Origin of the sequence: Tepidimonas fonticaldi (assembly GCF_001675355.1) — a bacterium.
Lineage (GTDB): Bacteria > Pseudomonadota > Gammaproteobacteria > Burkholderiales > Burkholderiaceae_C > Tepidimonas > Tepidimonas fonticaldi.
Genome location: NZ_LZDH01000012.1, coordinates 107,698 through 130,612, shown reverse-complemented (window position 1 = coordinate 130,612; position 22,915 = coordinate 107,698). Strand labels below are relative to the sequence as shown.

Below are 22,915 nucleotides of genomic sequence, written 5' to 3'. Positions count from 1 at the left end.
CATGACCGCGATCACGCTTGTCGCGACGGGGCCGGCCGTCCCGCGCAGCACCGGGCGGCGGGTGCTGCCGGGCTTCGGGCTGACGCTGGGCTACACCGTCATCTATCTGAGCCTCGTGGTGCTGATTCCGCTGACGGCGCTGGTGGCCAAGACGCTGACGCTCGGCTGGACGGAGTTCTGGGACGCGGTGACGGCGCCGCGCGTGCTGGCCGCGTTTCGCCTGACCTTTGGCGCGTCGCTGCTGGCGGCGATGGCCAACGCGGTGGCCGGTCTGCTGGTGGCCTGGGTGCTGGTGCGCTACCGGTTTCCGGGCAAGCGGCTGGTCGACGCGCTGGTGGACCTACCGTTTGCGTTGCCCACCGCGGTGGCCGGCATCTCGCTGGCGGCGCTGCTGGCCGGCAACGGCTGGATCGGGCAGTGGCTGGAGCCGTGGGGCATCCAGCTCGCCTTCCAGCCCGCTGGCGTGGTGATCGCGCTCATCTTCATCGGGCTGCCGTTCGTGGTGCGCACGGTGCAGCCGGTGCTGGAGGACGCGGAGCGCGAGCTGGAGGAGGCCGCGCAGTGCCTGGGCGCGACGCGCTGGCAGACCTTCCGCCACGTGATCTTCCCGACCATCCTGCCGGCGCTGCTGACGGGGTTTGCGCTCGCCTTCGCCCGCGCGGTGGGCGAGTACGGCTCGGTGATCTTCATCGCCGGCAATGTGCCGATGGTGTCGGAGATCGTGCCGCTGATCATCATCGGCAAGCTGGAGCAGTACGACTTCGCCGGGGCCACGGCGGTGGCGACTGTGATGCTGTTGGCGTCGTTTGCGCTGCTGCTTGTCATCAATGCGCTGCAGGCCTGGCAGCGCCGTCGTGCGGGGAGCTGACATGGGAATCCCGACCTCCACTCGCGTCGGGGCGCGCGGCCCCCAGACCACCGAGGCGCCCTGGGTGCGCTGGACGCTGACGGTGCTGGCGCTGGGCTTCATGGCCCTGTTCCTGGTGCTGCCGCTGCTGGCCGTGTTTGCCGAGGCGCTGCGCAAGGGCTGGGATGCCTACTGGAGCGCCTTGCAGGAGCCCGACGCCTGGGCTGCCGTGCGGCTGACGCTGCTGACGGCTGCGATTGCGGTCCCGCTCAACCTGGTGTTCGGCGTCGCCGCGGCGTGGGCGATCGCCAAGTTCGAGTTCCGCGGCAAGGCCCTGTTGACCACGCTGATCGACCTGCCGTTCTCGGTCTCGCCGGTGGTGGCGGGGCTGATCTATGTGCTGGTGTTCGGCGCCCAGGGCTGGCTGGGGCCGTGGCTGGCCTCGCATGGTATCCAGATCATCTTCGCCGTGCCCGGCATCGTGCTGGCCACCGTGTTCGTGACCTTCCCCTTCGTCGCGCGCGAGCTGATCCCCCTGATGCAGGCGCAGGGCAACGAGGAGGAGCAGGCGGCCCTGGTGCTGGGCGCCAGCGGCTGGCAGACCTTCTGGCACGTCACGCTGCCCAACATCCGCTGGGGCCTGCTGTACGGTGTCATCCTGTGCAACGCGCGCGCCATGGGCGAGTTCGGCGCGGTGTCGGTCGTCTCCGGCCACATCCGCGGGCTGACCAACACCATTCCGCTGCACGTGGAGATTCTCTACAACGAGTACCAGTCGGTGGCGGCCTTCGCCGTGGCGTCGCTGCTGGCCCTGCTGGCGCTCGTCACGCTGGTCATCAAGACCGTGGCCGAGTGGCGCATGCAGCGCGAGTGGCGCGCGCTGGCCGAGCTGCCGCCCGAGCGGCCCAGCGCCGGGCCGCAGACCGCAGGCGACGCCTGGCGTCCCGCCACCAGGGCCGCTGCGCTCCCCGTTTCCTCCCCGCTTTCCGGAGTCCGCGCATGAGCATCGAGGTCCAGCGCATCAGCAAGCGTTTCGGTCATTTCGTCGCGCTCGACGACGTCAACCTGCACATCGACTCGGGCGAGCTCGTCGCCCTGCTGGGGCCGTCGGGCTGCGGCAAGACGACGCTGCTGCGCATCATCGCCGGGCTGGAGTCGCCCGACGCCGGCGCCATCCGCTTCGAAGGCGAGGACGCCACCGACCGCCACGTGCGCGAGCGCAACGTCGGCTTCGTGTTCCAGCACTACGCACTGTTCCGCCACATGTCGGTGTTCGACAACGTGGCCTTCGGCCTGCGCATGAAGCCGCGTGGCCAGCGCCCGTCCGAGCGCCAGATTCGCGACCAGGTGATGTCGCTGTTGCAGCTGGTGCAGCTGGACTGGCTGGCCGACCGCTACCCGGCGCAGCTCTCGGGCGGACAGCGCCAGCGCATCGCCCTGGCGCGCGCGCTGGCGGTGGAGCCCAAGGTGCTGCTGCTGGACGAACCGTTTGGCGCCCTGGACGCCAAGGTGCGCAAGGAGCTGCGCCGCTGGCTGCGCCGCCTGCACGACGAGCTGCACGTGACCAGCATCTTTGTCACCCACGACCAGGAGGAGGCGCTGGAGGTGGCCGACCGCGTGGTGCTGATGAACCACGGCCGCATCGAGCAGGTGGGCAGCCCGCAGCAGGTCTGGGAGCAGCCGGCCAGTCCGTTTGTGGTGGGCTTCCTGGGCGATGTCAACCTGTTCCACGGCCGTGTCCATGAGGGCCTGGTGCACCTGGGCGACGGTGTGACGCTGGACCTGCCCGAACATGCCGACGCGCGCGACGCCCAGGCCCTGGCCTATGTGCGCCCGCACGAGCTGGACGTCGCGCCGCTGGCCGATGGCACAGGCCTGCCGGCGCGCCTGGAGCGCGTCCTGGTGGTGGGCCCACTGGCCCGGCTGGAACTGCGGCCGCTGGCCCCAGCCGACGGTGGTGCCGTTCCTGCCGTGCTGGAGGCCCACGTGCCGGCCGAACGCTGGGCCGCCCTGGGCCTGCGTGAGGGCGACACCGTGCGCGTGGCGCCCCGCACGGCGCGCGTGTTCCTGCGTGCGGAAACGGCTGCCGACACCGTGGCCTGAAGGATCGGTTGACCGACGGCCTCCCGCCGTGGGCCGTGATTGTTCGGGTTGCAGGTGGGGCGGGCCTGGCGTTAAGGTCGTGGCTTTACGTCGGGAGATTCCATGCACCTTGCGCAACTGCTGGTCCGGCAGGCCCGCCTGGCGGGTGACCGCCCCGCCATCTTCCATGGCCCCCATCGCTGGGCCACCCATGCGCAGTGGGCCGCTCGCTGCGCCGGGCTGGCGCAGCGCCTGCGCCAGCAGGGCCTGCAGCCGGGGGAACGGGTGCTGATCTTCATGTGCAACCACCCGCGCTACCTGGAGATCCTGTGGGGCGCGCTGGGGCTTCGTCACCGCCGACGTGGCGCCTGCCCCGCTGCGCGGACTGCAGCGGCAGGTGGATGCCGAGTCGGCCGAGGCCGACGCCCTGCTGGCGCCGCTGCCGGACTGGAGCGCGTACCCGCCGCTGGATCGCGCGCCCGACGACCTGGCCTGGCTGTTCTACACCAGTGGCACCACCGGCCGTCCCAAAGGGGTGATGCTGACGCAGCGCAACCTGATGACGATGGGGTTGACCTACTTTGCGGACGTGGACCCGATCGATCCGGGTGATGCCATCGTCTATGGCGGCGCGCCGATGTACCTGGCCGATATCGAGCGCGCGTTGCGCGTGATGGGGCCGCGCTTCGTGCAGATTTACGGCCAGGGCGAATCACCGATGGTGATCACCGCGCTGGCGCGGCGGCACCTGACCGACACCGGCCACCCGCGCCACCGCGAGCGGCTGGCCTCCGTGGGGGTGGCGCAGACGCCGGTGCAGGTGCGCGTGGTGGATGCGCATGGGCGCGACCTGCCGCTGGGCGAGGCCGGCGAGGTGCTGGTGCGCGGCGATACCGTGATGGCTGGCTACTGGCGCAACCCCGAGGCCACCGCCGCCGCCCTGCGCGATGGGTAGCTGTGGACCGGCGATGTCGGTGCGCTGGATGCGGACGGTTTTTTGACCCGGTGCGCGGCAAGCCTCGGCCTTCAGGCCGGGGAAGGATAGCGCGGACGCCGTAGGCGTCCCATAGGCCAAGCGTATCATTTCGCCCATGCAACGTCTGCAAGCCTTCAGATACGAACTGATGCCGACCGGCGAACAGCAGCGCCAGATGCGCCGCTTTGCCGGGTCGTGCCGCTTCGTCTTCAACAGGGCGCTGGCGTTGCAGAAGGAACGCTACGAGCGCGGTGAGAAGAAGCTCGGTTACGCCGGCCTGTGCAAGCTGCTCACCGAGTGGCGCAATGGGCCTGAAACGCCGTGGCTGGCCGATGCGCCTGTGCATCCGCTGCAACAAACGCTCAAGGATCTGGAGCGCGCTTACGCCAACTTCTTCGCCAAGCGGGCAGGCTTCCCGCGCTTCAAGAAGAAGGGTCAACACGACAGCTTCCGCTACCCCGATCCGAAGCAGATCAAGCTCGATCAGGGCAACAGTCGTATCTTCCTGCCCAAGCTCGGCTGGCTGCGTTACCGCAACAGCCGGAAGGTGCTGGGCGAGGTGAAGAACGTCACCGTGTCGGCCAGCGGCGGCAAATGGTTCGTGTCGATCCAGACAGAGCGTGAAATTCAAGCCCCAGTGCCCAAGGCCACCAGTGCCGTGGGCATCGACATGGGCGTGACACGCTTTGCCACGCTCTCAGACGGCACGTTCTACGCGCCGCTCAACAGTTTCAAGCGGCACGAAGACTGCTTGCGCCGTGCGCAGCAGGCGATGAGCCGCAAAACGAAGTTCAGCAACAACTGGAAGAAGGCGAAAGCCCGCGTCCAGAAGATTCACGCCCGGATCGGTGACGTCCGCCGCGACTACCTGCACAAGGCCACGACCACGATCAGCCAAAACCACGCGATGGTGTGCATCGAGGACTTGCAGGTGCGAAACATGTCCAGGTCGGCGGCAGGCACAACCGAGAATCCGGGCAAGAATGTTCGGGCCAAGTCCGGTCTGAACAAAGCCATCCTCGACCAAGGCTGGTTCGAGTTCCGCCGACAACTGGACTACAAGCTGGCATGGGCCGGCGGACATCTCATCGTCGTGCCGCCGCAGAACACGTCGCGGACGTGCCCGGCCTGCGGCCATGTGTCGGCGGACAACCGCCAGACGCAGGCCCGGTTTCTGTGCGTCGAATGCGGTTTCGAGGAAAACGCCGATCTGGTCGGCGCGATCAACATACTCAGGGCGGGACACGCCCGGTTCGCCTGTGAAGTGAGCGGTGCGGTAATGCCGCCAGCAGCAGGAACCCACCGAAGCGACTCATTCCGGCTCGATGCCGGGGTGAGCGCCGTAGGAATCCCCCGACTTTAGGCGGGGGAGGATGTCAAGCTGAAGGACCGCAGCAAGGACCTGGTCATCAGCGGCGGCTCCAACATCTACCCGCGCGAGGTGGAGGAGGTACTGCTGACCGCCCCGGGCGTGGCCGAGGTGGCCGTGGTCGGCGCGCCCGACCCGGAGTGGGGTGAGGTGGTGGTGGCCTTCGTCGTCGCGCAGCCCGGCGCGGCCCCCAGCGCCGAAGCGCTGGATGCGCACTGCCTGGCGCACATCGCGCGCTTCAAGCGGCCCAAGCGCTATGTGTTCCTCGACGCCCTGCCCAAAAACCACTACGGCAAGGTCCTCAAGACCGAGCTGCGTGCGCGCTTGTCCGCGTCTGCCTGAGGGCGCTCCGCCGGGGCGGGTGCGGCGGGCAGCGCCCGGGCCCCGGCACCGATCCACACCACCGTCGGACGTCCGCTGTGCAGCACGCTGGCCTGTGCCAGCGTATCGAGTGTGTGCTGGGAGTGGATGGCATCCGGCCAGCCGGCGCGCGAGACCACACTGACCGGCGTGGTCGCCGGCCAGCCAGCGGCCGCCAACTGCCGCGCCAGGCCAGGCAACTGCTTGCCGGCCATGTAGAACACCTCCGTGTCCGCGTGGCGACCGGCTTGCAGGTCGTGTTCGCGCGTCATGGCCGTGGTCAAGGCGACGCTGCGGCCGTGCCCGCGCCGGGTTAGCGGTTGCTGCGCATCGGCCGCGGCGGCCAGGGCGGCGGTAACGCCGGGCACCACCACGGCCTCGTGGCCGGCGGCGCGCACGGCGGCCAGTTCCTCTTCCAGCCGGCCGAAAACGCTGGGGTCGCCGCCTTTGAGGCGCACCACCCGCGCGCCGGTGGCCGCATGGTGCAGCAGCAGGGCGTGAATCACCGTCTGTTCCGTGGCGCGGCCAAAGCCGCGCTTGCCGACGTCGATCCAGTGGGCCTGCGGGGCCAAGGCCCGCAAGGCGGGGTCGGTCAGGGCGTCCGCCAGCACCACCTCGGCCTCGGCCAGCAGGCGCGCGCCGCGCACGGTGATTAGATCGGCCGCGCCGGGGCCGGCGCCGATGAAGGCAATCGTCCCCATGTCAGTCCACCAGCAGGGCGCCGCTGGTGCGGTGCGTGGCCGGATCGACGACGATCAGGGCACCGCCCTCGGTCGAGCCGCTGAACGCCGTCAACGGCAGCGGCTCGGCGGTTTCCACCACCACCCGCCCCAGGTCGTTGACGCCCAGGTGCTGGGCCTCGACCGGTTCCAGCGTATCGATGTCCAGCCGGTGTTCGATGGCGACGAGGCGCCCTTGCACCCAGCGGTGGCCGTGGCGCAGCCAGTAGCGCCGCCCCACCAGGGCGGGTTCGGGGTCCAGCCAGGCCAGGGTGGCGGCGAAGCGGCGGCGCCCCTCCAGTGCACCGGGGGCCGCCAGCCAGTCGCCGCGCGAGACGTCGATCGCGCGGTCCAGCACCAGGCCGACCGATTGGCCGGCGTCGCCCGCGGCCAGGGGCTGACCGGCGTGGTGCAACACCTGCGCCACGCGCGCCGTCTCGCCGGAGGGAAAGACCGCCACCGCATCGCCGGGGCGCACCGTGCCGGTGGCCAGACGGCCCCAGCAGATGCGCGGCTGGTGACCGGTGCCGTCCCCACCGCGGGCCACCCATTGCACCGGCAGCCGCCAGGGCGCGTCCCCGTCCGGTTGCAGCACGGGCAGCGATTCCAGCAGCGCCAGCAGCGGCGGGCCGTCGTACCAGTCGGCATCCAGCGGCGCGGTCACATTGTCCCCGCGCAGGGCCGATACCGGCACGATGCCGGCCGGCTCCAGCCCGGCCCGCCGGGCAAAGGCCTCGAGCGCCTGGCGCACGGCCGCGTAGGCGGCCCCGGCGTCCGGCACGGCATCGATCTTGTTGACGGCGAACACCAGGTGCGGCACGCCCAGCCGGTGCGCCAGCAGCGCATGGCGCCGGGTCTGGGGCAGCAGCGTCACGGGGCGGCGGCTCAGGTCGAGCTTGGTCACATCCACCAGCACCACGGCGGCGTGGCTGCCCGCAGCGGCGGTGACCATGTTGCGGGTGTACTGCTCGTGCCCCGGCGCATCGGCGATGATGAATTTGCGCCGCGGCGTGGCGAAGTAGCGGTAAGCCACGTCGATGGTGATGCCCTGCTCGCGCTCGGCCTCCAGGCCGTCGGTGAGCAGCGACAGGTCCAGCGCACCGCTGCCGCGGCTGTGCCGACGCAGCGCCTCCACCTGGTCGGTCAGCAGCGCCCGGCTGTCGTAGAGCAGCCGGCCGATCAGCGTGCTCTTGCCGTCGTCCACGCTGCCGGCGGTCAGAAAGCGCAGCGCCGCGTGGCGGGCCGCCGCCCGTTGGGGGGTGATCGTGTCGTTCATCAGAAGTAGCCCTCGCGCTTGCGCCGCTCCATCGCGGCGTCACTGGTGCGGTCGTCCACCCGGGTGGCGCCGCGTTCGCTGACGTCGGCGCGCAGCGTCTCGGCCACGATGGCCTCGGCGCTGTCGGCCGTGCTCTCCACCGGGCAGGTGCAGGTCATGTCGCCCACGGTGCGAAAGCGCACGCGCACGGTCTCGACGGTCTCGCCCGCGCGCGGCGGCGTGACCGGCGTCACCGGCACCAGCAGCCCCTGGCGGCGCACCACGGCGCGTTCGTGTGCCCAGTACAGCGTCGGCAGCGCGATGCGCTCGCGCGCGATGTAGGCCCACACATCCAGCTCGGTCCAGTTGCTGATCGGGAAGGCCCGCATGTGCTCGCCCGGCTGCAGCCGGGTGTTGAACAGCGTCCACAGCTCCGGCCGCTGGGCCTTGGGCTGCCATTGGCCGAAGGCGTCGCGGTGGCTGAAGATGCGCTCCTTGGCACGGGCTTTCTCCTCGTCGCGGCGGGCCCCGCCGATCAGCACGTCGAAGCGGTGCGCCTCGATCGCCTCCAGCAGCGTGACGCTCTGGTGCGCATTGCGCGAGGCCAGGGGATCGGCCAGCCGCACCGTGCCGCGCGCGATCGAGTCCTCCACCGCGCCGACGATCAGTGTGTCGCCGTGGCGTTGCACCAGCTCGTCGCGAAAGGCGATCACCTCCGGGAAGTTGTGCCCGGTGTCCACGTGCAGCAGCGGCAGCGGCAGCCGCCCGCTCCAGCCGCCGTCGGGGCGGCGCTGTTGGAAGGCCTTGCGCGCCAGATGCAGCACGACGCACGAGTCCTTGCCGCCCGAGAACAACAGCGCCGGGCGCTCGAACGCGGCCACGGCTTCGCGCAGCAGGTAGATGCCCTCTTCCTCCAGCGCGTCGAGGTGACGCCAGTCGATGTCGGGCAGCAGATGGTGGGGGGTGACAGGGGCGTTCATACGGGGCTTGGGGCAGGGGATCCAGGGGTGTTGGGCAAGGGGTGGCGCTCGACGTGCAGGCCGCATTCGCGGGTGTCGTCGTGTTCCCACCACCAGCGGCCGGCGCGAAAGTCCTCGCCGACGGCGATGGGGCGCGTGCAGGGCGCGCAACCGATGCTGGGCATGAAGGCGTCGTGCAGCGGGTTGTAGGGCACCCCGTGGCGGGCGATGTGGTGCCACACGTCGGCCCACGACCAGTCGGCCAGCGGATTGAGCTTGAGGCGACCCTGCGCATCCCGCGCCTGCAGCGGCACGTCGGCGCGGGTGGCGGACTGCTCGCGCCGCAGGCCGGTGATCCAGGCCTCGCGCCCCGCCAGCAGCCGCTCCAGCGGGGCCAGCTTGCGCAGCGCGCAGCACGCATGGCGCAGCTCGCGGCTGCGGTACATGGCGTCCATGCCGTGTTCGCGCTCGAAGGCGTCCACCGCCGCCGGGTCCGGCCGGAAGACCTCGACCGCCAGACCATAGTGCGCCTGCAGCCGGTCGATCAGCGCCCGCGTCTCGGGGTGCAGGCGCCCGGTGTCCAGCGTGGCCACGGCGATGGGCAGACCGTGGCGGGCGATCAGATCCGTCAGCACCATGTCCTCCGCCCCCAGGCTGGTGGCCAGCACGATGCGGCCGGCATGGGCGGCGGCGGCCTCGCGCAGGCGCTGCACCGTGGCGGCCACGCGCTGCGCATGGCCGGGCGTCTCGCGGGCGTACAGCGCGATGGCCCGGCCCGGCTCGACGGGCGGTATGTCGATCCGCAGCGACAGGGGTTCAGCCATGGGCGCGCTCCGGTGCCGTGCGTGTGCGGCGGGTGTCGGGTTGATAGTGGCCGTCGAAGGCCTGCAGCGCTTGCTGTGCGACTGCCGTCGATTCGCCCGGGCGCAGCACCGCGGTGTCGAAGCCGCTGCGCCACAGCAGCGGCGCCATGTCGGGGATGACGTCGCCCACGGCGCGGATTTGGCCGCGCCAGCGCCAGCGACCGCGCAGCAGCCGGGCCTGGCTGTAGGCCCGGCCGTCGGTCCATTTGGGAAAGGTCAGCGCGATCAGCTCCAGTCGGGGCAGGTCATCCACCAGCTCGGCGATGTCCGCGTCGTTGGGCCAGGTCACACCGACCGGGACTTCGGCCGGCCAGCCGGCGCGCACGGCACGCCACTGGTCGTGCCGGAGCAACAGGCCGGCGGCCGGGCGGGGCGCCGCCTCGTCCGGTGCGGGGCGCCACAGGTCCGCGTGGGGATCGATAAAGTGCAGGGTCGTCATGGCGGCGGGCTCAGGCGGGAACGGCGGTCGTGTGGCGCACGGCATCGGTGGCGGTGCGGAAAGGCTCCAGCCCCAGCCGGGTGAGCGTGTCCAGGAAGCGTTCGCCCGGTGCGCGCTGCTCCAGGTAGGTTGCGACCACGGCGTCCAGGGCATCGACGATCTCGTCGGCGGCAAAGGCGGGGCCGACCACCCGGCCGGCGCGCGCCGGGCCGTGACGCGTCTGTCCGTCGGAGCCGCCCAGCGTGAGCTGGTACCACTCGCTGCCGTCCTTGTCCACGCCCAGGATGCCGATGTGCCCGCTGTGGTGGTGTCCGCAGGAGTTCATGCAGCCGCTGATGTGCAGCGCCAGCTCGCCGATGGCTTCCAGCTCGTCCGGGTCCTGGTAGCGCTCGAGCACGGCCGCTGCGATGGGCAAGGTGCGCGCGTTGGCCAGACTGCACAGATCGCCGCCCGGGCAGGCGATCAGATCGGTCAGCAGGCCGTGGTTGGATGCCCCCAAGCCCACCGCCTGCGCGGCCTGCCACAGCGCGGGCAGATCGGCCTCGCGCACCCAGGGCAGCAGCAGATTTTGTTCGTGCGTCACGCGCGCCTCGCCGGCGCTGAAACGGTCCGCCAGATCGGCGGCTGCGTCGAGCTGGTCGGCACTGGCATCGCCCGGCGGCTGTCCGGCGCGCTTGAGCGTGAGCGTCACAGCGCACAGCCCGGGCAGCCGGTGCGCCTGCACATGGCGCTCGCGCCAACGCCGGTAGGCGGGCGGCAGCGCCGCGGCCGCTTCGGTCGGCGCAGCGGCGGCCGACGAGGGGGCCGATGGGGCGGTTGGTGGGGCTTCAGCCGCCCAACCCGGCGGGGGGGCGAAGCGCGCCTGCACCTCCGCCAGGGCGGCTGGTGTCAGACGCAGCTGCGCGCCCAGCGCATCGTCGTCCCGCAGCGCGCGGTATTCGGCCTCCACCGCGTCCACGAAGCGCTGACCCTCGGCCTTCACCAGAATCTTCAGCCGGGCTTTGTAGAGGTTGTCGCGTCGCCCGAACAGGTTGTACACGCGCAGGATCGCTTCCAGATACAGCACGATGTCCTGCCACGGCACAAAGGCGCGCAGCTCCGGCGCGATAAGCGGCGTGCGCCCCATGCCGCCGCCCGCCAGCACGCGAAAGCCCACCGCGCCGTGGGCGTCGCGGCGCAGTTGCAGGCCGATGTCGTGCCAGGCGATGGCCGCGCGGTCGTCCGCCGCGCCCGTCACGGCGATCTTGAACTTGCGCGGCAGGAAGGCGAATTCCGGGTGCAGCGTGCTCCACTGGCGCAGCAGCTCGCAATAGGGGCGGGGGTCCACGACCTCGTCCGGGGCGATGCCGGCCAGCGCATCGGTGGTGATGTTGCGGATGCAGTTGCCACTGGTCTGGATGCCGTGCAGATCCGCCTCGGCCAGCACATCCATCACATCGGCCGCGCGGGCCAGCGGGATCCAGTTGAACTGGATGTTCTGCCGCGTGGTGAAGTGGCCGAAACCGCCCTGACCGGCCTGCGGCCCGTCGGTCACGCGGTCGAACTCGCGCGCCACGCGCGCCAGGGTGCGCAACTGGCGGCTGCTCAGTTCGCCATAGGGGATGGCCACGCGCAGCATGGGCGCGTGGCGCTGCACATACCAGCCGTTTTGCAGCCGCAGCGGCCGAAAGTCGTCGGCGCTGAGCTGCCCGGCCAGGTGCCGCCGCAACTGATCGCGGAACTGGGCGGCGCGCTGGCGGATGAAGCGTCGGTCGAAGTCGGAGTACCGGTACATCGCAGGGCATCAAGTTATCGATGCCCGGGATTCTCCATTCTAGTTATGAAAAAACCAACGAAAAGATCGTTTGATATCTATAACTGATGTTCATATACCAAGCGCGTCAAGGCGCAGACCCCGTGATGGTCTGCTTCAAGGCCCGCAATGCCGTCAGAAGATGAGGGACTTGCTCGCGGACCAGGCTCCAGACGATGTCGTTGTCGATTCCGAGGTAACCGTGGATCAGTCGGTTGCGGGTGGCGACGATCATCCGCCATGGGATCTCGGTGTGGGCCGCCCGCACCGCTTCGGGGATGTGCGTGGCCGCTTCGCCGATCAGCTCCAGGTTGCGCAAGGTCGCGTCGTAAATGAGGCCGCTCGCCTGAGGCCGCTCGCCTCGAAGGATGCCTGGTCCAGTCCATCGGTGTAGTCGAGCACCTTTTCGGCAAAGCCGATCATGCCGTCGAGGTAAAAGTGCCAGGACCGCTCGCGCTCAGACATCCACCAACTCCCGTTCGATGTAAGGCCGCAATTCCGGGCGCAGCGCCTTTTCCGTGACCAGATCGATAGGGCAAGCCAAGGCATCCTCCAGGTAAAACTGCACGCCGAAGAAGCGCTCCGCGCTGGCCGGTCCATCGAACGCCACCAGCACATCCACATCGCTGTCGGCTCGGGCCTGGTCGCGTGCCGTGGAGCCGAACAGGGCCAGCCGGGTGATGCCAAAGCGCCGTTGCAGCTCCGGCTTGGCCTGCGCCAGTTTGCGGGTCGTCGTTTCTCGATCCATGTGCTGACACCTCCAGCGACGCCTGGCGCTTTTCGCGCCCGCAGGGCCCGATGCGGGAAAGCGCCGCGCCAAATTTCCAGTCTATCGTCCCAACCCTCGATTCCGGTCCGAAAACGGGGAGGCCATCGCCACCGCAATCCCCGCGATCGCCTCCACCAGCCGCGCGTCCTCGCCGATGGCCGGCGCCAGGTGCCACTGCACCGCCGGGTGCCGCGTGCGCAATCCTTCCAGGAGGTGGGGCAAATCCTTGCGGACGTGGCCGCCCGCGCCCAAAAACAGGGGCAGCACCGTCACCTGGCGGCAGCCGGCTGCCGCCAGGGCGGCGCCGGCAGCGGGCAAGTCCGGCGCCATGAACTCCAGGAACGCCAGCGACACCGCCAGCTCCGGCCGCGCGGCGCGCACGGCCGCCGCCACGCGCTCGAACGGGCCGGCCCAGGCCGGATCGCGTGCGCCGTGGGCGAACAGAATCAGCCCCACCTCGGGGCGGGGTGGCCCGCCCGGCGGGGCGGCGGGTGGCTCCTTGACTGCGTGCATGGCGCGCATAATGGCACGATCCGCGTAAAAAAAGGACCGTTGCCATGGATCTGTCGGACCGCTCGCACATCGTCGCCCCCACGGCCGGGGCGTTTACGCCCACCAGCGCCGAGGTCGCGCCCGGCGGCGCCGACTGGATGGCCGCGCACTGGATGCCGTTCACGGGCAACCGGCAGTTCAAGGCCGATCCGCGCCTCGTGGTCGCCGCCGAAGGCGCCTACTTGATCGATGCCGACGGGCGCCGCATCTTCGATGGCCTGTCGGGCCTGTGGTGCACGGGGCTCGGCCATGGCCGGCGCGAGATCGTCGAGGCCGTCAGCCGCCAGGTCGCGACGCTGGACTATTCGCCCGCGTTCCAGTTTGGCCATCCGCTGTCGTTCGAGCTGGCCAACCGCATCGTCGAGCGCATGCCGGCAGGCCTTAACCGCGTGTTTTTTACCGGGTCGGGGTCGGAGTCGGCGGACACCTCGCTCAAGATGGCGCGCGCCTACTGGCGGGCCAAGGGGCAGGCCAGCAAGACGCGCCTGATCGGCCGCGCCAAGGGCTACCACGGGGTTAACTTCGGCGGCATTTCGGTCGGGGGCATCGTGGGCAACCGCAAGCTGTTCGGCCAGGGCGTGGAGGCGGACCATCTGCCCCACACGCAGCCGCCGGCTGGGGGCTTTTACCGCGGCCAGCCCCCGGCGGATGCCGCCTATGCCCAGCATCTGGCCGACCATCTGCTGGACCTGATCGCGCTGCACGACGCATCGACGATTGCCGCCGTCATCGTCGAGCCGTTTTCCGGCTCGGCCGGCGTGGTCATCCCGCCGGTGGGCTATCTGCAGCGCCTGCGCGAGATTTGCACCGCGCACGACATCCTGCTCATCTTCGACGAGGTGATCAGCGGCTTTGGTCGCAGCGGCGCCTGGACGGGGGCCGAGGCCTTTGGCGTCACGCCCGACATCCTGAACTTTGCCAAGCAGGTGACCAATGGCGTGCAGCCCTTGGGCGGCGTCGTGGTGCGGCAAGAGATCTACGACACCTTCATGGCCGCGGGCGGCCCCGAGTATGCGCTGGAGTTTCCGCACGGCTACACCTACTCCGCGCACCCGGTGGCGTGCGCGGCGGGGCTGGCGTCGATGCGGCTGCTGGAGCAGGACGACGCCATTGCCCGCGTGCGCGCGCTGGCCCCGGTGCTCGAGGTGGCGGTGCACGGCCTGCGCGGCGCCAGCCCGCACCTGATCGACATTCGCAACTACGGGCTGGCGGCCGGGCTGACCTTTGCGTCGGTGCCGGGCGAGCCGCTCAAACGCCCGTTCGAGATCGCGATGCGCATGTGGGCCAAGGGCTTTTACGTGCGCTACGGCGGGGACACGATCCAACTGGCGCCGCCCTTCATCAGCACCGAGGCCGAGATCCACCGGCTGGTGGATGCGCTGGGCGAGACGATCCGCGAGGTCGCCTGACCGGTGGTGCGACCCGTGCCGGGCCGCGGCCTCAGCGTTTGGTCAGCTTGAACACCGCGGTGCTGGCCAGCAGATTGGGCAGGGAGCGGACCTCGCGCCCGTTCTCCAGCCCAAACGCATCTTCGATGTGCAGGCCCAGGCGCTGCGCCAGCACCTCGAAGTCCGCGAACGTGCCGACGCGGATGTTGGGCGTGTCGTACCACTGGTACGGCAGCCGCTTGGTCACCGGCATGCGCCCGGCCAGCACGCGCAGGCGATTCGGCCAGTGCGCGAAGTTGGGGAAGGCGACGATGGCGCTGCGGCCCACGCGCGCGGTCTCGCGCAGCATCGTCTCGGCGTTGCGCAGGTGCGGCAGCGTGTCGATCTGCAACACGACGTCGAAGCTGCCATCGGCGAACATCGACAACCCTTCCTCGAGGTTGAACTGCAGCACGTCCAGCCCGCGCTTCAAGCACGCGAGCACCTGCGCGTCGTCCAGCTCGATGCCGTAGCCGTGGCAGCCGCGCGCCTCGCGCAGGTGCGCCAGCAGCGCGCCGTCGCCGCAGCCGAGGTCGAGCACGCGCGCGCCGTGCGGCACCAGGCCCGCGATGAGTTGCTGGATCTGGCGGTCGCTCATGCGGCACCTCCGGTGGTGGGCGGCTGCAGACCGGCGCCGACGCGGTGCTCGAAGTAGGCGCGCACGGCGGCGTGGTAGCGCGCGTCGTCGAGCAGGAAGGCGTCGTGCCCGTGCGGCGCGTCGATCTCGGCGTAGCTGACGGCGCGGCGGTTGTCCAGCAGCGCCTTGACGATCTCGCGGCTGCGCGCCGGCGCGAAGCGCCAGTCGGTGCTGAAGGACACGAGCAGGAAGTCGGCCTGGGCGCGCGCCAGCGCCGCCGACAGGTCGCCGTCGAACTCGCGCGCCGGGTCGAAGTAGTCCAGTGCGCGCGTGATCAGCAGGTAGGTGTTGGCGTCGAAGTACTCGCTGAACTTGTCGCCCTGGTGGCGCAGGTAGCTTTCGATCTCGAACTCGATGTCCTGCGTCGTGTAGCGGTAGGCCAGCCGCTCGGCGGCCTCCGCGTCGCCGGCGCGCAGCGCCTCGGCCAGCGGGCGCAGGCGGCGGCCGAACTTCTCGTTCATCACGTCGTCGCTCAGGTAGGTGATGTGGCCGATCATGCGCGCGATGCGCAGCCCCCGGCGCGGCTTGGTGCCGTGGCGCAGGTAGTGCCCGCCGTGGAAGTCCGGGTCGCTGACGATGGCGCGGCGCGCCACCTCGTTGAAGGCGATGTTTTCCGCCGTCAGGTTGGGGGCGCTGGCGATGACGACCGCGTGGCGTACACGCTGCGGATACTGCAGCGTCCAGCTCAGCGCCTGCATGCCGCCCAGGCTGCCGCCCATCACGGCGGCCAGCCGCTCGATGCCGAGCGCGTCCAGCAGCCGCGCCTGCGCCTCGACCCAGTCCTCCACCGTTACGACGGGGAAGTCCGCGCCCCACGGCTGGCCGGTGGCGGGGTTGACGTGCGTCGGCCCGGTGGAGCCGAAGCACGAGCCGACGTTGTTGACGCCGATGACGAAGAAGCGGCGCGTGTCCACCGGCTTGCCGGGGCCGATCATGTTGTGCCACCAGCCCTCGCTCTTGGGGATGGGCTGCCCACGTTCGTCGGCGTGCAGGCCGGCGACGTGGTGGCTGGCGTTGAGCGCGTGGCAGATCAGCACCGCGTTGTCGCGCGCGGCGTTGAGCTGGCCGTAGGTCTCGTAGACCAGCTCGAAGGCAGGCAGCACACCGCCCCCGCGCAAGGGCAGGGGTGTGTCGAAGGCATGACGCTGGGGAGTGACGATCACGGTATCGATCCTGTAGCCGCGCCGTGATCGAGGGCTTGCCGGACTTGGCCGATGGCCACGTCTTCCTCTTTAGCGGTATTTGTTACGCGCCCGCAAGCGGGACTCAAATCGGCGCTGGCGGAAAGTATACAAGCGCTGCATCCCGCCCATGCGGGCGCGTGGCGGCCCGGGCCAAGTGTTGTTCTGACGCATCGCTGACGCGCTTTATCGGGCCGATCGTCGAAAAAACGGGCGCATATCGCGGCGAGCGCGCATAATGGGCGTTGCAAGTGTCCGCGACGCTTGCGTCTTGGTGATCGGTCGGTTTCGCGTGCTGCAGTTCTCTTGTGTGCCGTCGGGGCTCCATCGCTACCCTTTGTTTCGTGTGTTTTCAGGAGTCCCTCAGATGGGCAACAAGTTGTACGTCGGCAATCTTCCGTATTCGGTGCGCGATGGCGATCTCGAGCAGGCATTCAGCGCGTTTGGCCAAGTGTCCAGCGCCAAGGTCATGATGGAGCGCGATACCGGCCGCTCCAAGGGTTTCGGTTTCGTCGAGATGGGCACCGATGCCGAGGCGCAGGCCGCCATCTCCGGCATGAACGGCCAGTCCATGGGCGGCCGCGATCTGGTGGTTAATGAGGCGCGCCCGATGGAGGCGCGTCCCCCGCGCAGCGGTGGCTTTGGCGGCGGTCGCCGTGATGGCGGCGGCTTCGGCGGCGGCGAAGGCCAGTTCCGCAGCCCGTACGGCACCGGCCGTCGGCGCGACGACCGCGGCGGTTACTGATTCCGCGCTGGGCGTGCCACCAGCGTGGCGCGCACCTGCCCCTGCAGGTCGGCGATGCCGTTGCGCTCGTCGTACCACAGGCGGTTGCCGATGAGCGTGTCCGCGCCGCGGGTCATCCGAACCGGCTGATCCGATTCGAGCAACCGCCGATCGTCATGCCACGTCAGGGTCTGGCCTTCCAAGGTCAGGCGCGGCGTGGCATTTTTGCGTTCCCCCTCCGGCCAGGCCTCGCGCACCAGGCGCACGTCGCCGCGCAGGTGGTAGGTGGTGCGCGCGTCGTCGGTGCGCAGCTCGCGGGCGCGCGCCAGCAGCCGCATTTGCCCCGCGTGGTCGATGCGCTCCAGCGTGGCGTCCTGCACCCGCAGCAGGCCGTTGGCCGGAAAATGCTCCAGCACCGCACCGGTCAGCACCGATCCCAGGCGGCCATCGGCCTCGTAGCGGCGCAGGATGAAGCCCTCAAGGCGGTAGTCGGGCTGGCCTTCCGCCAGCGGCGTATCCGGTGCAGCGGCTGGCCCCGGGATGCGTTGGACGATCCCGTAGGTCACCAGGGCCAGTACCCCCATCAGCAGCACCGGCAGGTACAGCGACAGCCGCTCCCACAGCCCGTGCCAGCGCGGGGTGGCCGGGGACGGCGGGGCGGCGGGGATGGGGTTCACGCCGACGCCTCGGCCAGCAGGCTGGCGTAGCGGCCCGACGCCACCAGCAGCAGGTCGCAAAACTCCCGCGCCGCGCCATAGCCCGCCGCGGCCTGGGTGATGTGGTGCACACAGGCCCGCACCTCGGCGTGCGCGGATGGCGGGGCCACGGCGAACGCGCAGCGGCGCAGCACGGGCAGATCGGGCCAGTCGTCGCCCATGGCGGCGGCCTGCGACCAGTCCAGGCCCAGGGCATGCAGAATGGCCTCGGCGGCCGGCCGCTTGTCCTCCGTGCCGTAACGCACATGCTGCACACCGAGTGCCTGCAGGCGGTTGCGCAGGGCGGCCGAGTCGCGCCCGGTGACGACGGCGGGCTCGATGCCCGCGCGGCGCAGCAGTTTCAGCCCATGGCCGTCCAGGCTGGAAAAGCGCTTGAGCGCCTCGCCATCGGGCCCGAAGTAGAGCCCGCCGTCGGTGAGCACACCGTCCACGTCGAAGAAGGCGACGCGCACGTCCTGCGCCCGCAGCAGCGTTTCGGGGGGAAAGTTCAGCGCAGGCGGGGTCATCAGATCACCTTGGCGCGCATCAGGTCGTGGTGGTTGAGGGCACCCACCAGCCGCCCGCCGTCGTCGACCACGAGCACGCTGGTGATGCGGTGCGTTTCCATGAGGTCGGCCGCCTCCACGGCCAGCATCTGGGGCCGCACGGTGCGCGGCTGCGGGTGCATGACTTCGCCGGCGGTCAGCTGGCGCAGGTCGGCGCTCTCGCGCCGTTCGATCAGCCGTCGCAAATCGCCGTCGGTGAAGATGCCGATGGCCGCACCCGCGTCGTCCACCACCGCCGCCGCGCCCAGGCCGCCTGCGCTCATGGCGCGCATGGTCTCGATCAGTGTGGCGGTGGGGGGCACCTGTGGTGTCGCCTCCAGCGGGCGCATCACGTCGCGCACCAGTGTCAGCAGACGGCGGCCGAGCGCGCCGCCGGGGTGCGAGCGGGCAAAGTCGTCGGGCTGAAAGCCGCGTGCGCTCAGCAGCGCCACCGCCAGTGCGTCGCCCATGGCCATCTGCGCCGTGGTGCTGGCGGTCGGGGCCAGGTTATGGGGGCAGGCCTCGCGCGCCACCCCCGTGTCCAGCATCACATCGGCATGCCGGCCCAGGCTGGAGTCGGCCCGCCCCGTCATCGCCAGCAGCGGCACCCCCATGCGCTTGATCAGCGGCAGGATGGCGGTCAGCTCCTCGCTCTCGCCGGAGTTGCTGATGGCCAGGACCACGTCGGCCGGCGTGATCATGCCCAGGTCGCCGTGGCTGGCCTCGGCCGGGTGCATGAACAGGGCGGGCGTGCCGGTGGAGGCCAGCGTCGCGGCGATTTTGCGGCCGACGTGCCCGCTTTTGCCCATGCCGGTGACCACCACTCGCCCGCGGCAGGCCAGCACCGTGTGCACCGCCTGCACAAATCGGGTGTCCAGCCGGTCGGCCATCGCCTGCAGACCCTGGATTTCGGTGTCCAGCGCCTCGCGCGCGAGGGCCAGCAGCGCATCGGCATCGGGCGCGGGATGGGTGGCGGGGGACGGCGTCATGTGGGGATTATCCGGCAAGGCCATCGCCCGCGCCGCCGTAAGATCGACGGGATGAACTCGCTGGACATCGCGCTGCTGTATCTGCTGGCTGCCGTGCTGGGTGTCGTGGTCTGCCGAACCCTGCGGCTGCCGGCGATGATCGGCTACCTGGCGGTCGGTGTGCTGATCGGTCCGCACGCGCTGGCCTTGGCGCAAAACTCCGCTGGTCTGCGCTACCTGGCCGAGTTTGGCGTGGTGTTCCTGATGTTCGCCATCGGTCTGGAGTTCAGCCTGCCCAAGCTGCGCGCCATGAAGCGCTATGTGTTTGGGCTGGGGACGGCGCAGGTGGTGGTGACGGTGCTGCTGACCACCCTGGCGTCGCTGGCGCTGGGGTGGTGGCTGCCGCAGTGGTGGAAGCTGGAGTGGCAGATGGCGCTGGCCATGGGCGGCGTCATGGCGATGAGCAGCACCGCCATCGTCGTCAAGCTGATGGCCGACCGGCTGGAGCTGGAGTCCGAGCACGGCCAGCGCGTGGTCGGCATCCTGCTGTTCCAGGATCTGGCGGTGGTGCCGCTGCTGGTGCTGATCCCGGCGCTGGGCGCCGACAGCGAGAACCTGGCCGGCGCGCTGCTGCTGGCGCTGGCCAAGGCGGCGGTGCTGCTGACCGTGCTGCTCACCGGCGGCCAGCGGGTGATGCGCTGGTGGCTGACGCTGGTCGCGCGGCGCAAGAGCCAGGAGCTGTTCATGCTCAACCTGCTGCTCGTCACGCTGGGGCTGGCCTGGCTGACCGAGCATGCGGGGCTGTCGTTGGCGCTGGGGGCGTTCGTGGCCGGCATGCTGATCGCCGAGACGGAGTACAAGCACCAGGTGGAGTCGGACATCCGCCCCTTCCACGACGTGTTGCTGGGGCTGTTTTTCATCACCATCGGCATGATGCTGGACTGGCGCCTGGTGCTCGAGCGCTGGCCGTTGGTGTTGCTGCTGCTGACCCTGTCGCTGACCTTCAAGGTGGCGCTGATCACGGCGTTGGCCCGGGCGTTCGGCGCGCCGATGGGGACCTCGCTGCGCGTGGGGCTGTATCTGATGCAGGCGGGCGAATTCGGCCTGGTGCTGCTGCAGCTGGCCAACCAGAACGGCCTGGTGCCCCCGGCACTGTTCAACCCGACGCTGGCGTCCATGGTCATTTCGATGCTGCTGACGCCCTTTATCATCCAGCACAGCAACGCCATCGTGGCGCGGCTGGTCGGCAGCGACTGGCTCATGCAATCGGTGCAGATGACGCAGATCGCGCGCAAGGCGATCGCCGCCGACAAGCACGTCATCATTTGCGGCTACGGCCGCTGCGGGCAAAACCTGGCCCGCCTGCTGGAGGGCGAGCGCATGCCCTACATGGCGCTGGACCTGGACCCCGACCGGGTGCGGCAGGCGGCGGCGGCGGGGCATTCCGTCGTGTTTGGCGACGCGGCGCGCCTGCAGTCCCTGATGGCTGCCGGGCTGGCGCGGGCCAGTGCCGTGGTCGTCACCTATCTGGACACCCCCAGCGCGCTGAAGGTGCTGCACCATGTGCGCGAACACGCCCCGGCCGTGCCGGTGGTGGTGCGCACCGTGGACGATGCCGATCTGGCCCGCCTGCAGGCCGCCGGCGCCACCGAGGTCGTGCCCGAAGCGCTGGAAGCCAGTCTGATGCTGGCCAGCCATGCGCTGGCATTGGTGGGCGTGCCGCTGCGCCGCGTGGTGCGGCTGGTCCAGCAACAGCGCGAGGCGCGCTATCAATTGCTGCGCGGCTATTTCCACGGGGCCGACGACGACGCCACCGACGAGCCCCACCAAGAGCGCCTGACCACGGTGGTGCTGCCCCCTGCGGGACCGACCGTCGGGCGCACCCTGGGCGAGCTGGCCCTGCACGCGGTCGGCGTGCGGGTGGTGGGCGTGCGCCGCGCCGGCGGCCGACACGAGGACCCCACCGACGAGCTGCGCCTGCACGGCGGCGATGCCGTGGTGCTGTACGGCGCTCCGGAAGCACTGGCGCTGGCCGAAGGCAAGCTGCTGGCCGGATAATCGCGCCCCTATGGACACCGCCGCCTACCTCAAAGCCCACATCCGCACCGTGCCCGACTGGCCTGCGCCCGGCGTGCAGTTTCGCGACATCACGCCGCTGCTGCAGGACCCCAAGGTGTTTCGGGTGCTGATCGACACCTTCATCCACCGCTACATGGACCGCGACAAGCGGCCCGATGTGGTGGCGGGGCTGGATGCGCGCGGTTTCATCATCGGTTCGGTGGTCGCCTATGAGCTGGGGATCGGCTTCGTGCCCATCCGCAAAAAAGGCAAGCTGCCCTTCACGACGGTGGAAGAGACCTACGAGCTGGAGTACGGCAGCGCCACCGTCGAGCTGCACACCGACGCGGTCAAGCCCGGCGACCGCGTGCTGCTGATCGACGACCTGATCGCCACCGGCGGCACCATGATGGCCGGCAAAAAACTGCTGGAAAAGCTGGGCGCCACCGTGACCGAGGGCGCGGCCATCGTGGCCCTGCCCGAGCTGGGTGGCCTGCAGCGCCTGCAAGAGGCCGGCTTGCCCCTGTTTACGCTGGTCAGCTTCGAGGGCCATTGATCTGGCCACGGGGTGGGCGGCCGCCCGGCTGCGGGTTGCCGCGCCAGTACACGGCGCGCACCTCCAGCCCCAGGGTTTGCCGCGCCTCGGTCTGGACTTCCGCTTCCAGCCGCGCGGCCTCGGGCACGGGCCCGGCCGCCAGGCCCACCCGGTGCGGCAACCAGTCGACCAGCACCAGGTGCTGCAGGCCCTCGCGGTCCAGCGACAGCACGCGCACGCGGTAGCGGCTGGACAGCACCCCGTGGCGGATCATGATCTCGCGCACCAGCAGCGCCACCCGCTCGCGCTGGCGCCGCCGCGGGCTGGGCCGCGCGGCGTCGTGGGCCGATGCCTCGCGCGGCGCCAAGCCCCACCAGCGCCGCCACCGCGCCAGCCAGCCGGCGGGGGCGGGCGAGCGGCTGGGGTTGGGCGGTGACGGCGACATGGAGGCGTAGGGCAAGGCGGGCAACGGCTGACATTTTGGCCACTTTTGGCGCGTCTGCGTCGCTTTAGCCGACTTTGCGGCCTGTTTTGCGCTTTCCGCGCGGGCGTTTTGGCCGATACTCTGCATCCATTGGTTTTGTGCCGCCCGCCGTTGGCGGGTCGGTCCGTCCGGTCCCCCTGCCCAAGAGGAGTCACCATGAGCGCTGTTGCCACCTCGACCGCCGCCCATTCCGATGCCGCCCACGGCCGCGCGAGTGCCGAGTTTCTGACCTTCCGGCTCGGGGCGGAGGAGTACGGCATCGACATCCTGCGCGTGCAGGAGATCCGCTCCTACGAAAACCCCACCCGCATCGCCAACTCGCCCTCGCACATCCTGGGGGTCGTCAACCTGCGCGGCGTGATCGTGCCGGTGGTGGACCTGCGCATCAAGCTCGGCTGCGAGAAGGTCGAGTACAACGGCCTGACGGTGGTCATCGTGCTCAATGTCAAGGGGCGGGTGGTTGGCGCAGTGGTCGATTCGGTGTCGGATGTGCTGGAACTGGCGCGCGACCAGATCCGCTCCGCGCCCGAAATGGCGTCGTCCACCGTGGACACGGCGTTCATCACCGGTATTGCCAGCGTCGGCGAGCGCATGCTGATCTTGATGGACATCGAAGCTCTGATGGGCAGCCCCGACATGGGGCTGATCGACGTTTGACGGTGCCACGCCGTTGCATCGA

25 protein-coding genes, 3 pseudogenes and 1 riboswitch are annotated in these 22,915 nt (G+C 70.1%); of the genes and pseudogenes, 12 read left to right on the top strand and 16 right to left on the bottom strand.

Annotated features, from left to right (window positions below; translation table 11 throughout):
* The first annotated feature begins 1 nt into the window (after nucleotide 1).
* From cysT to A9O67_RS02555, 7 genes and pseudogenes are all read left to right on the top strand, one after another.
* Nucleotides 2-868: a sulfate ABC transporter permease subunit CysT gene (cysT, locus tag A9O67_RS02580; RefSeq protein WP_058616760.1), complete on the top strand. Its 867-nt coding sequence runs from the start codon at nucleotides 2-4 to the stop codon at nucleotides 866-868.
* A 1-nt stretch (nucleotide 869) separates the two neighbouring features.
* On the top strand, nucleotides 870-1,850 hold the full coding sequence (gene cysW / locus A9O67_RS02575) for a sulfate ABC transporter permease subunit CysW (protein ID WP_068607071.1): 981 nt from the start codon (nucleotides 870-872) through the stop codon (nucleotides 1,848-1,850).
* Nucleotides 1,847-2,950: a sulfate/molybdate ABC transporter ATP-binding protein gene (locus A9O67_RS02570; protein ID WP_058616758.1), complete on the top strand. Its 1,104-nt coding sequence runs from the start codon at nucleotides 1,847-1,849 to the stop codon at nucleotides 2,948-2,950. The genes cysW and A9O67_RS02570 overlap by 4 nt, the downstream gene beginning before the upstream one ends.
* Before the next feature lie 102 nt (nucleotides 2,951-3,052).
* Nucleotides 3,053-3,211: pseudogene (locus A9O67_RS13675) on the top strand (long-chain fatty acid--CoA ligase); the annotation flags it as partial.
* A gap of 190 nt (nucleotides 3,212-3,401) precedes the next feature.
* Nucleotides 3,402-3,881: pseudogene (locus A9O67_RS02565) on the top strand (AMP-binding protein); the annotation flags it as partial.
* 139 nt (nucleotides 3,882-4,020) lie between these two features.
* On the top strand, nucleotides 4,021-5,268 hold the full coding sequence (locus A9O67_RS02560) for an RNA-guided endonuclease InsQ/TnpB family protein (protein ID WP_068607067.1): 1,248 nt from the start codon (nucleotides 4,021-4,023) through the stop codon (nucleotides 5,266-5,268).
* Nucleotides 5,269-5,286: 18 nt separating this feature from the next.
* Nucleotides 5,287-5,616: pseudogene (locus A9O67_RS02555) on the top strand (AMP-binding enzyme); the annotation flags it as partial.
* Here A9O67_RS02555 and cobA read toward each other — a convergent pair.
* From cobA to A9O67_RS02510, 10 genes are all read right to left on the bottom strand, one after another.
* Nucleotides 5,562-6,335, bottom strand: a complete 774-nt coding sequence (gene cobA / locus A9O67_RS02550) for a uroporphyrinogen-III C-methyltransferase (RefSeq protein ID WP_058616755.1) — start codon at nucleotides 6,333-6,335, stop codon at nucleotides 5,562-5,564. The pseudogene A9O67_RS02555 and the gene cobA sit on opposite strands and share 55 nt — an antisense overlap.
* Nucleotide 6,336: 1 nt before the next feature.
* Nucleotides 6,337-7,629: a sulfate adenylyltransferase subunit 1 gene (locus tag A9O67_RS02545; RefSeq protein WP_068607063.1), complete on the bottom strand. Its 1,293-nt coding sequence runs from the start codon at nucleotides 7,627-7,629 to the stop codon at nucleotides 6,337-6,339.
* Nucleotides 7,629-8,588: a sulfate adenylyltransferase subunit CysD gene (gene cysD / locus A9O67_RS02540; RefSeq protein WP_068607061.1), complete on the bottom strand. Its 960-nt coding sequence runs from the start codon at nucleotides 8,586-8,588 to the stop codon at nucleotides 7,629-7,631. The genes A9O67_RS02545 and cysD overlap by 1 nt, the downstream gene beginning before the upstream one ends.
* The gene (locus tag A9O67_RS02535; RefSeq protein ID WP_068607059.1) at nucleotides 8,585-9,391 is read right to left on the bottom strand and encodes a phosphoadenylyl-sulfate reductase; all 807 of its coding nucleotides are present in this window, start codon (nucleotides 9,389-9,391) and stop codon (nucleotides 8,585-8,587) included. Before A9O67_RS02535 ends, cysD begins: the two co-directional genes overlap by 4 nt.
* Nucleotides 9,384-9,869, bottom strand: coding sequence for a DUF934 domain-containing protein (locus tag A9O67_RS02530; protein ID WP_143968794.1), 486 nt, complete (start codon nucleotides 9,867-9,869; stop codon nucleotides 9,384-9,386). The genes A9O67_RS02535 and A9O67_RS02530 overlap by 8 nt, the downstream gene beginning before the upstream one ends.
* A gap of 10 nt (nucleotides 9,870-9,879) precedes the next feature.
* Nucleotides 9,880-11,643 carry a nitrite/sulfite reductase gene (locus A9O67_RS02525; RefSeq protein WP_068607057.1) on the bottom strand — a complete coding sequence of 588 codons (1,764 nt, stop codon included), beginning with the start codon at nucleotides 11,641-11,643 and terminating at the stop codon, nucleotides 9,880-9,882.
* 106 nt (nucleotides 11,644-11,749) lie between these two features.
* Nucleotides 11,750-11,980 (bottom strand): HepT-like ribonuclease domain-containing protein, encoded by a 231-nt coding sequence (locus A9O67_RS13510; RefSeq protein WP_197484405.1) that lies wholly within the window; start codon nucleotides 11,978-11,980, stop codon nucleotides 11,750-11,752.
* Complete coding sequence (locus tag A9O67_RS13505) at nucleotides 11,962-12,126, bottom strand: hypothetical protein (RefSeq protein ID WP_197484404.1); 165 nt, start codon at nucleotides 12,124-12,126, stop codon at nucleotides 11,962-11,964. Before A9O67_RS13505 ends, A9O67_RS13510 begins: the two co-directional genes overlap by 19 nt.
* Nucleotides 12,119-12,409, bottom strand: a complete 291-nt coding sequence (locus A9O67_RS02515; protein ID WP_068607055.1) for a nucleotidyltransferase family protein — start codon at nucleotides 12,407-12,409, stop codon at nucleotides 12,119-12,121. The genes A9O67_RS13505 and A9O67_RS02515 overlap by 8 nt, the downstream gene beginning before the upstream one ends.
* 81 nt (nucleotides 12,410-12,490) lie before the next feature.
* A complete protein-coding gene (locus tag A9O67_RS02510) occupies nucleotides 12,491-12,943 on the bottom strand; it encodes a sirohydrochlorin chelatase (RefSeq protein ID WP_082955300.1) in 453 nt (150 codons plus the stop codon).
* Between the two features lie 44 nt (nucleotides 12,944-12,987).
* On the opposite strand from A9O67_RS02510, the gene A9O67_RS02505 reads away from it, so the two are divergent.
* The gene (locus A9O67_RS02505) at nucleotides 12,988-14,391 is read left to right on the top strand and encodes an aspartate aminotransferase family protein (RefSeq protein ID WP_082955296.1); all 1,404 of its coding nucleotides are present in this window, start codon (nucleotides 12,988-12,990) and stop codon (nucleotides 14,389-14,391) included.
* 31 nt (nucleotides 14,392-14,422) lie between these two features.
* Here the strand turns inward: A9O67_RS02505 and metW are convergent, their stop codons facing one another.
* A complete protein-coding gene (gene metW / locus A9O67_RS02500) occupies nucleotides 14,423-15,007 on the bottom strand; it encodes a methionine biosynthesis protein MetW (protein ID WP_068607053.1) in 585 nt (194 codons plus the stop codon).
* Entirely contained in the window at nucleotides 15,004-16,209 is a 1,206-nt protein-coding gene (gene metX, locus A9O67_RS02495) for a homoserine O-succinyltransferase MetX (protein ID WP_156682229.1), read from the bottom strand. Before metX ends, metW begins: the two co-directional genes overlap by 4 nt.
* A 48-nt stretch (nucleotides 16,210-16,257) precedes the next feature.
* Nucleotides 16,258-16,334: riboswitch (SAM riboswitch) on the bottom strand.
* Nucleotides 16,335-16,594: 260 nt separating this feature from the next.
* Here metX and A9O67_RS02490 point away from each other — a divergent pair.
* Nucleotides 16,595-16,972 (top strand): RNA recognition motif domain-containing protein, encoded by a 378-nt coding sequence (locus A9O67_RS02490; RefSeq protein ID WP_068607050.1) that lies wholly within the window; start codon nucleotides 16,595-16,597, stop codon nucleotides 16,970-16,972.
* On the opposite strand, the gene lptC is transcribed toward A9O67_RS02490, so the two are convergent.
* The 3 genes from lptC to A9O67_RS02475 are packed head-to-tail and all read right to left on the bottom strand — an operon-like array spanning nucleotide 16,966 to nucleotide 19,180.
* Nucleotides 16,966-17,628, bottom strand: a complete 663-nt coding sequence (gene lptC, locus A9O67_RS02485) for an LPS export ABC transporter periplasmic protein LptC (protein WP_068607048.1) — start codon at nucleotides 17,626-17,628, stop codon at nucleotides 16,966-16,968. The two genes, A9O67_RS02490 and lptC, sit on opposite strands and share 7 nt — an antisense overlap.
* Nucleotides 17,625-18,173 carry a KdsC family phosphatase gene (locus A9O67_RS02480; protein ID WP_068607047.1) on the bottom strand — a complete coding sequence of 183 codons (549 nt, stop codon included), beginning with the start codon at nucleotides 18,171-18,173 and terminating at the stop codon, nucleotides 17,625-17,627. Before A9O67_RS02480 ends, lptC begins: the two co-directional genes overlap by 4 nt.
* Nucleotides 18,173-19,180: a KpsF/GutQ family sugar-phosphate isomerase gene (locus A9O67_RS02475; RefSeq protein ID WP_068607045.1), complete on the bottom strand. Its 1,008-nt coding sequence runs from the start codon at nucleotides 19,178-19,180 to the stop codon at nucleotides 18,173-18,175. Before A9O67_RS02475 ends, A9O67_RS02480 begins: the two co-directional genes overlap by 1 nt.
* A 51-nt stretch (nucleotides 19,181-19,231) precedes the next feature.
* On the opposite strand from A9O67_RS02475, the gene A9O67_RS02470 reads away from it, so the two are divergent.
* Entirely contained in the window at nucleotides 19,232-21,217 is a 1,986-nt protein-coding gene (locus tag A9O67_RS02470) for a cation:proton antiporter (RefSeq protein ID WP_068607043.1), read from the top strand.
* Nucleotides 21,218-21,227: 10 nt separating this feature from the next.
* Complete coding sequence (locus tag A9O67_RS02465) at nucleotides 21,228-21,773, top strand: adenine phosphoribosyltransferase (protein WP_068607041.1); 546 nt, start codon at nucleotides 21,228-21,230, stop codon at nucleotides 21,771-21,773.
* On the opposite strand, the gene A9O67_RS02460 is transcribed toward A9O67_RS02465, so the two are convergent.
* Nucleotides 21,754-22,197: a hypothetical protein gene (locus A9O67_RS02460; RefSeq protein ID WP_068607039.1), complete on the bottom strand. Its 444-nt coding sequence runs from the start codon at nucleotides 22,195-22,197 to the stop codon at nucleotides 21,754-21,756. The two genes, A9O67_RS02465 and A9O67_RS02460, sit on opposite strands and share 20 nt — an antisense overlap.
* Before the next feature lie 195 nt (nucleotides 22,198-22,392).
* Between A9O67_RS02460 and A9O67_RS02455 the strand changes: the two genes are divergently transcribed.
* Entirely contained in the window at nucleotides 22,393-22,893 is a 501-nt protein-coding gene (locus tag A9O67_RS02455) for a chemotaxis protein CheW (protein WP_068607037.1), read from the top strand.
* Nucleotides 22,894-22,915 lie beyond the last annotated feature (22 nt).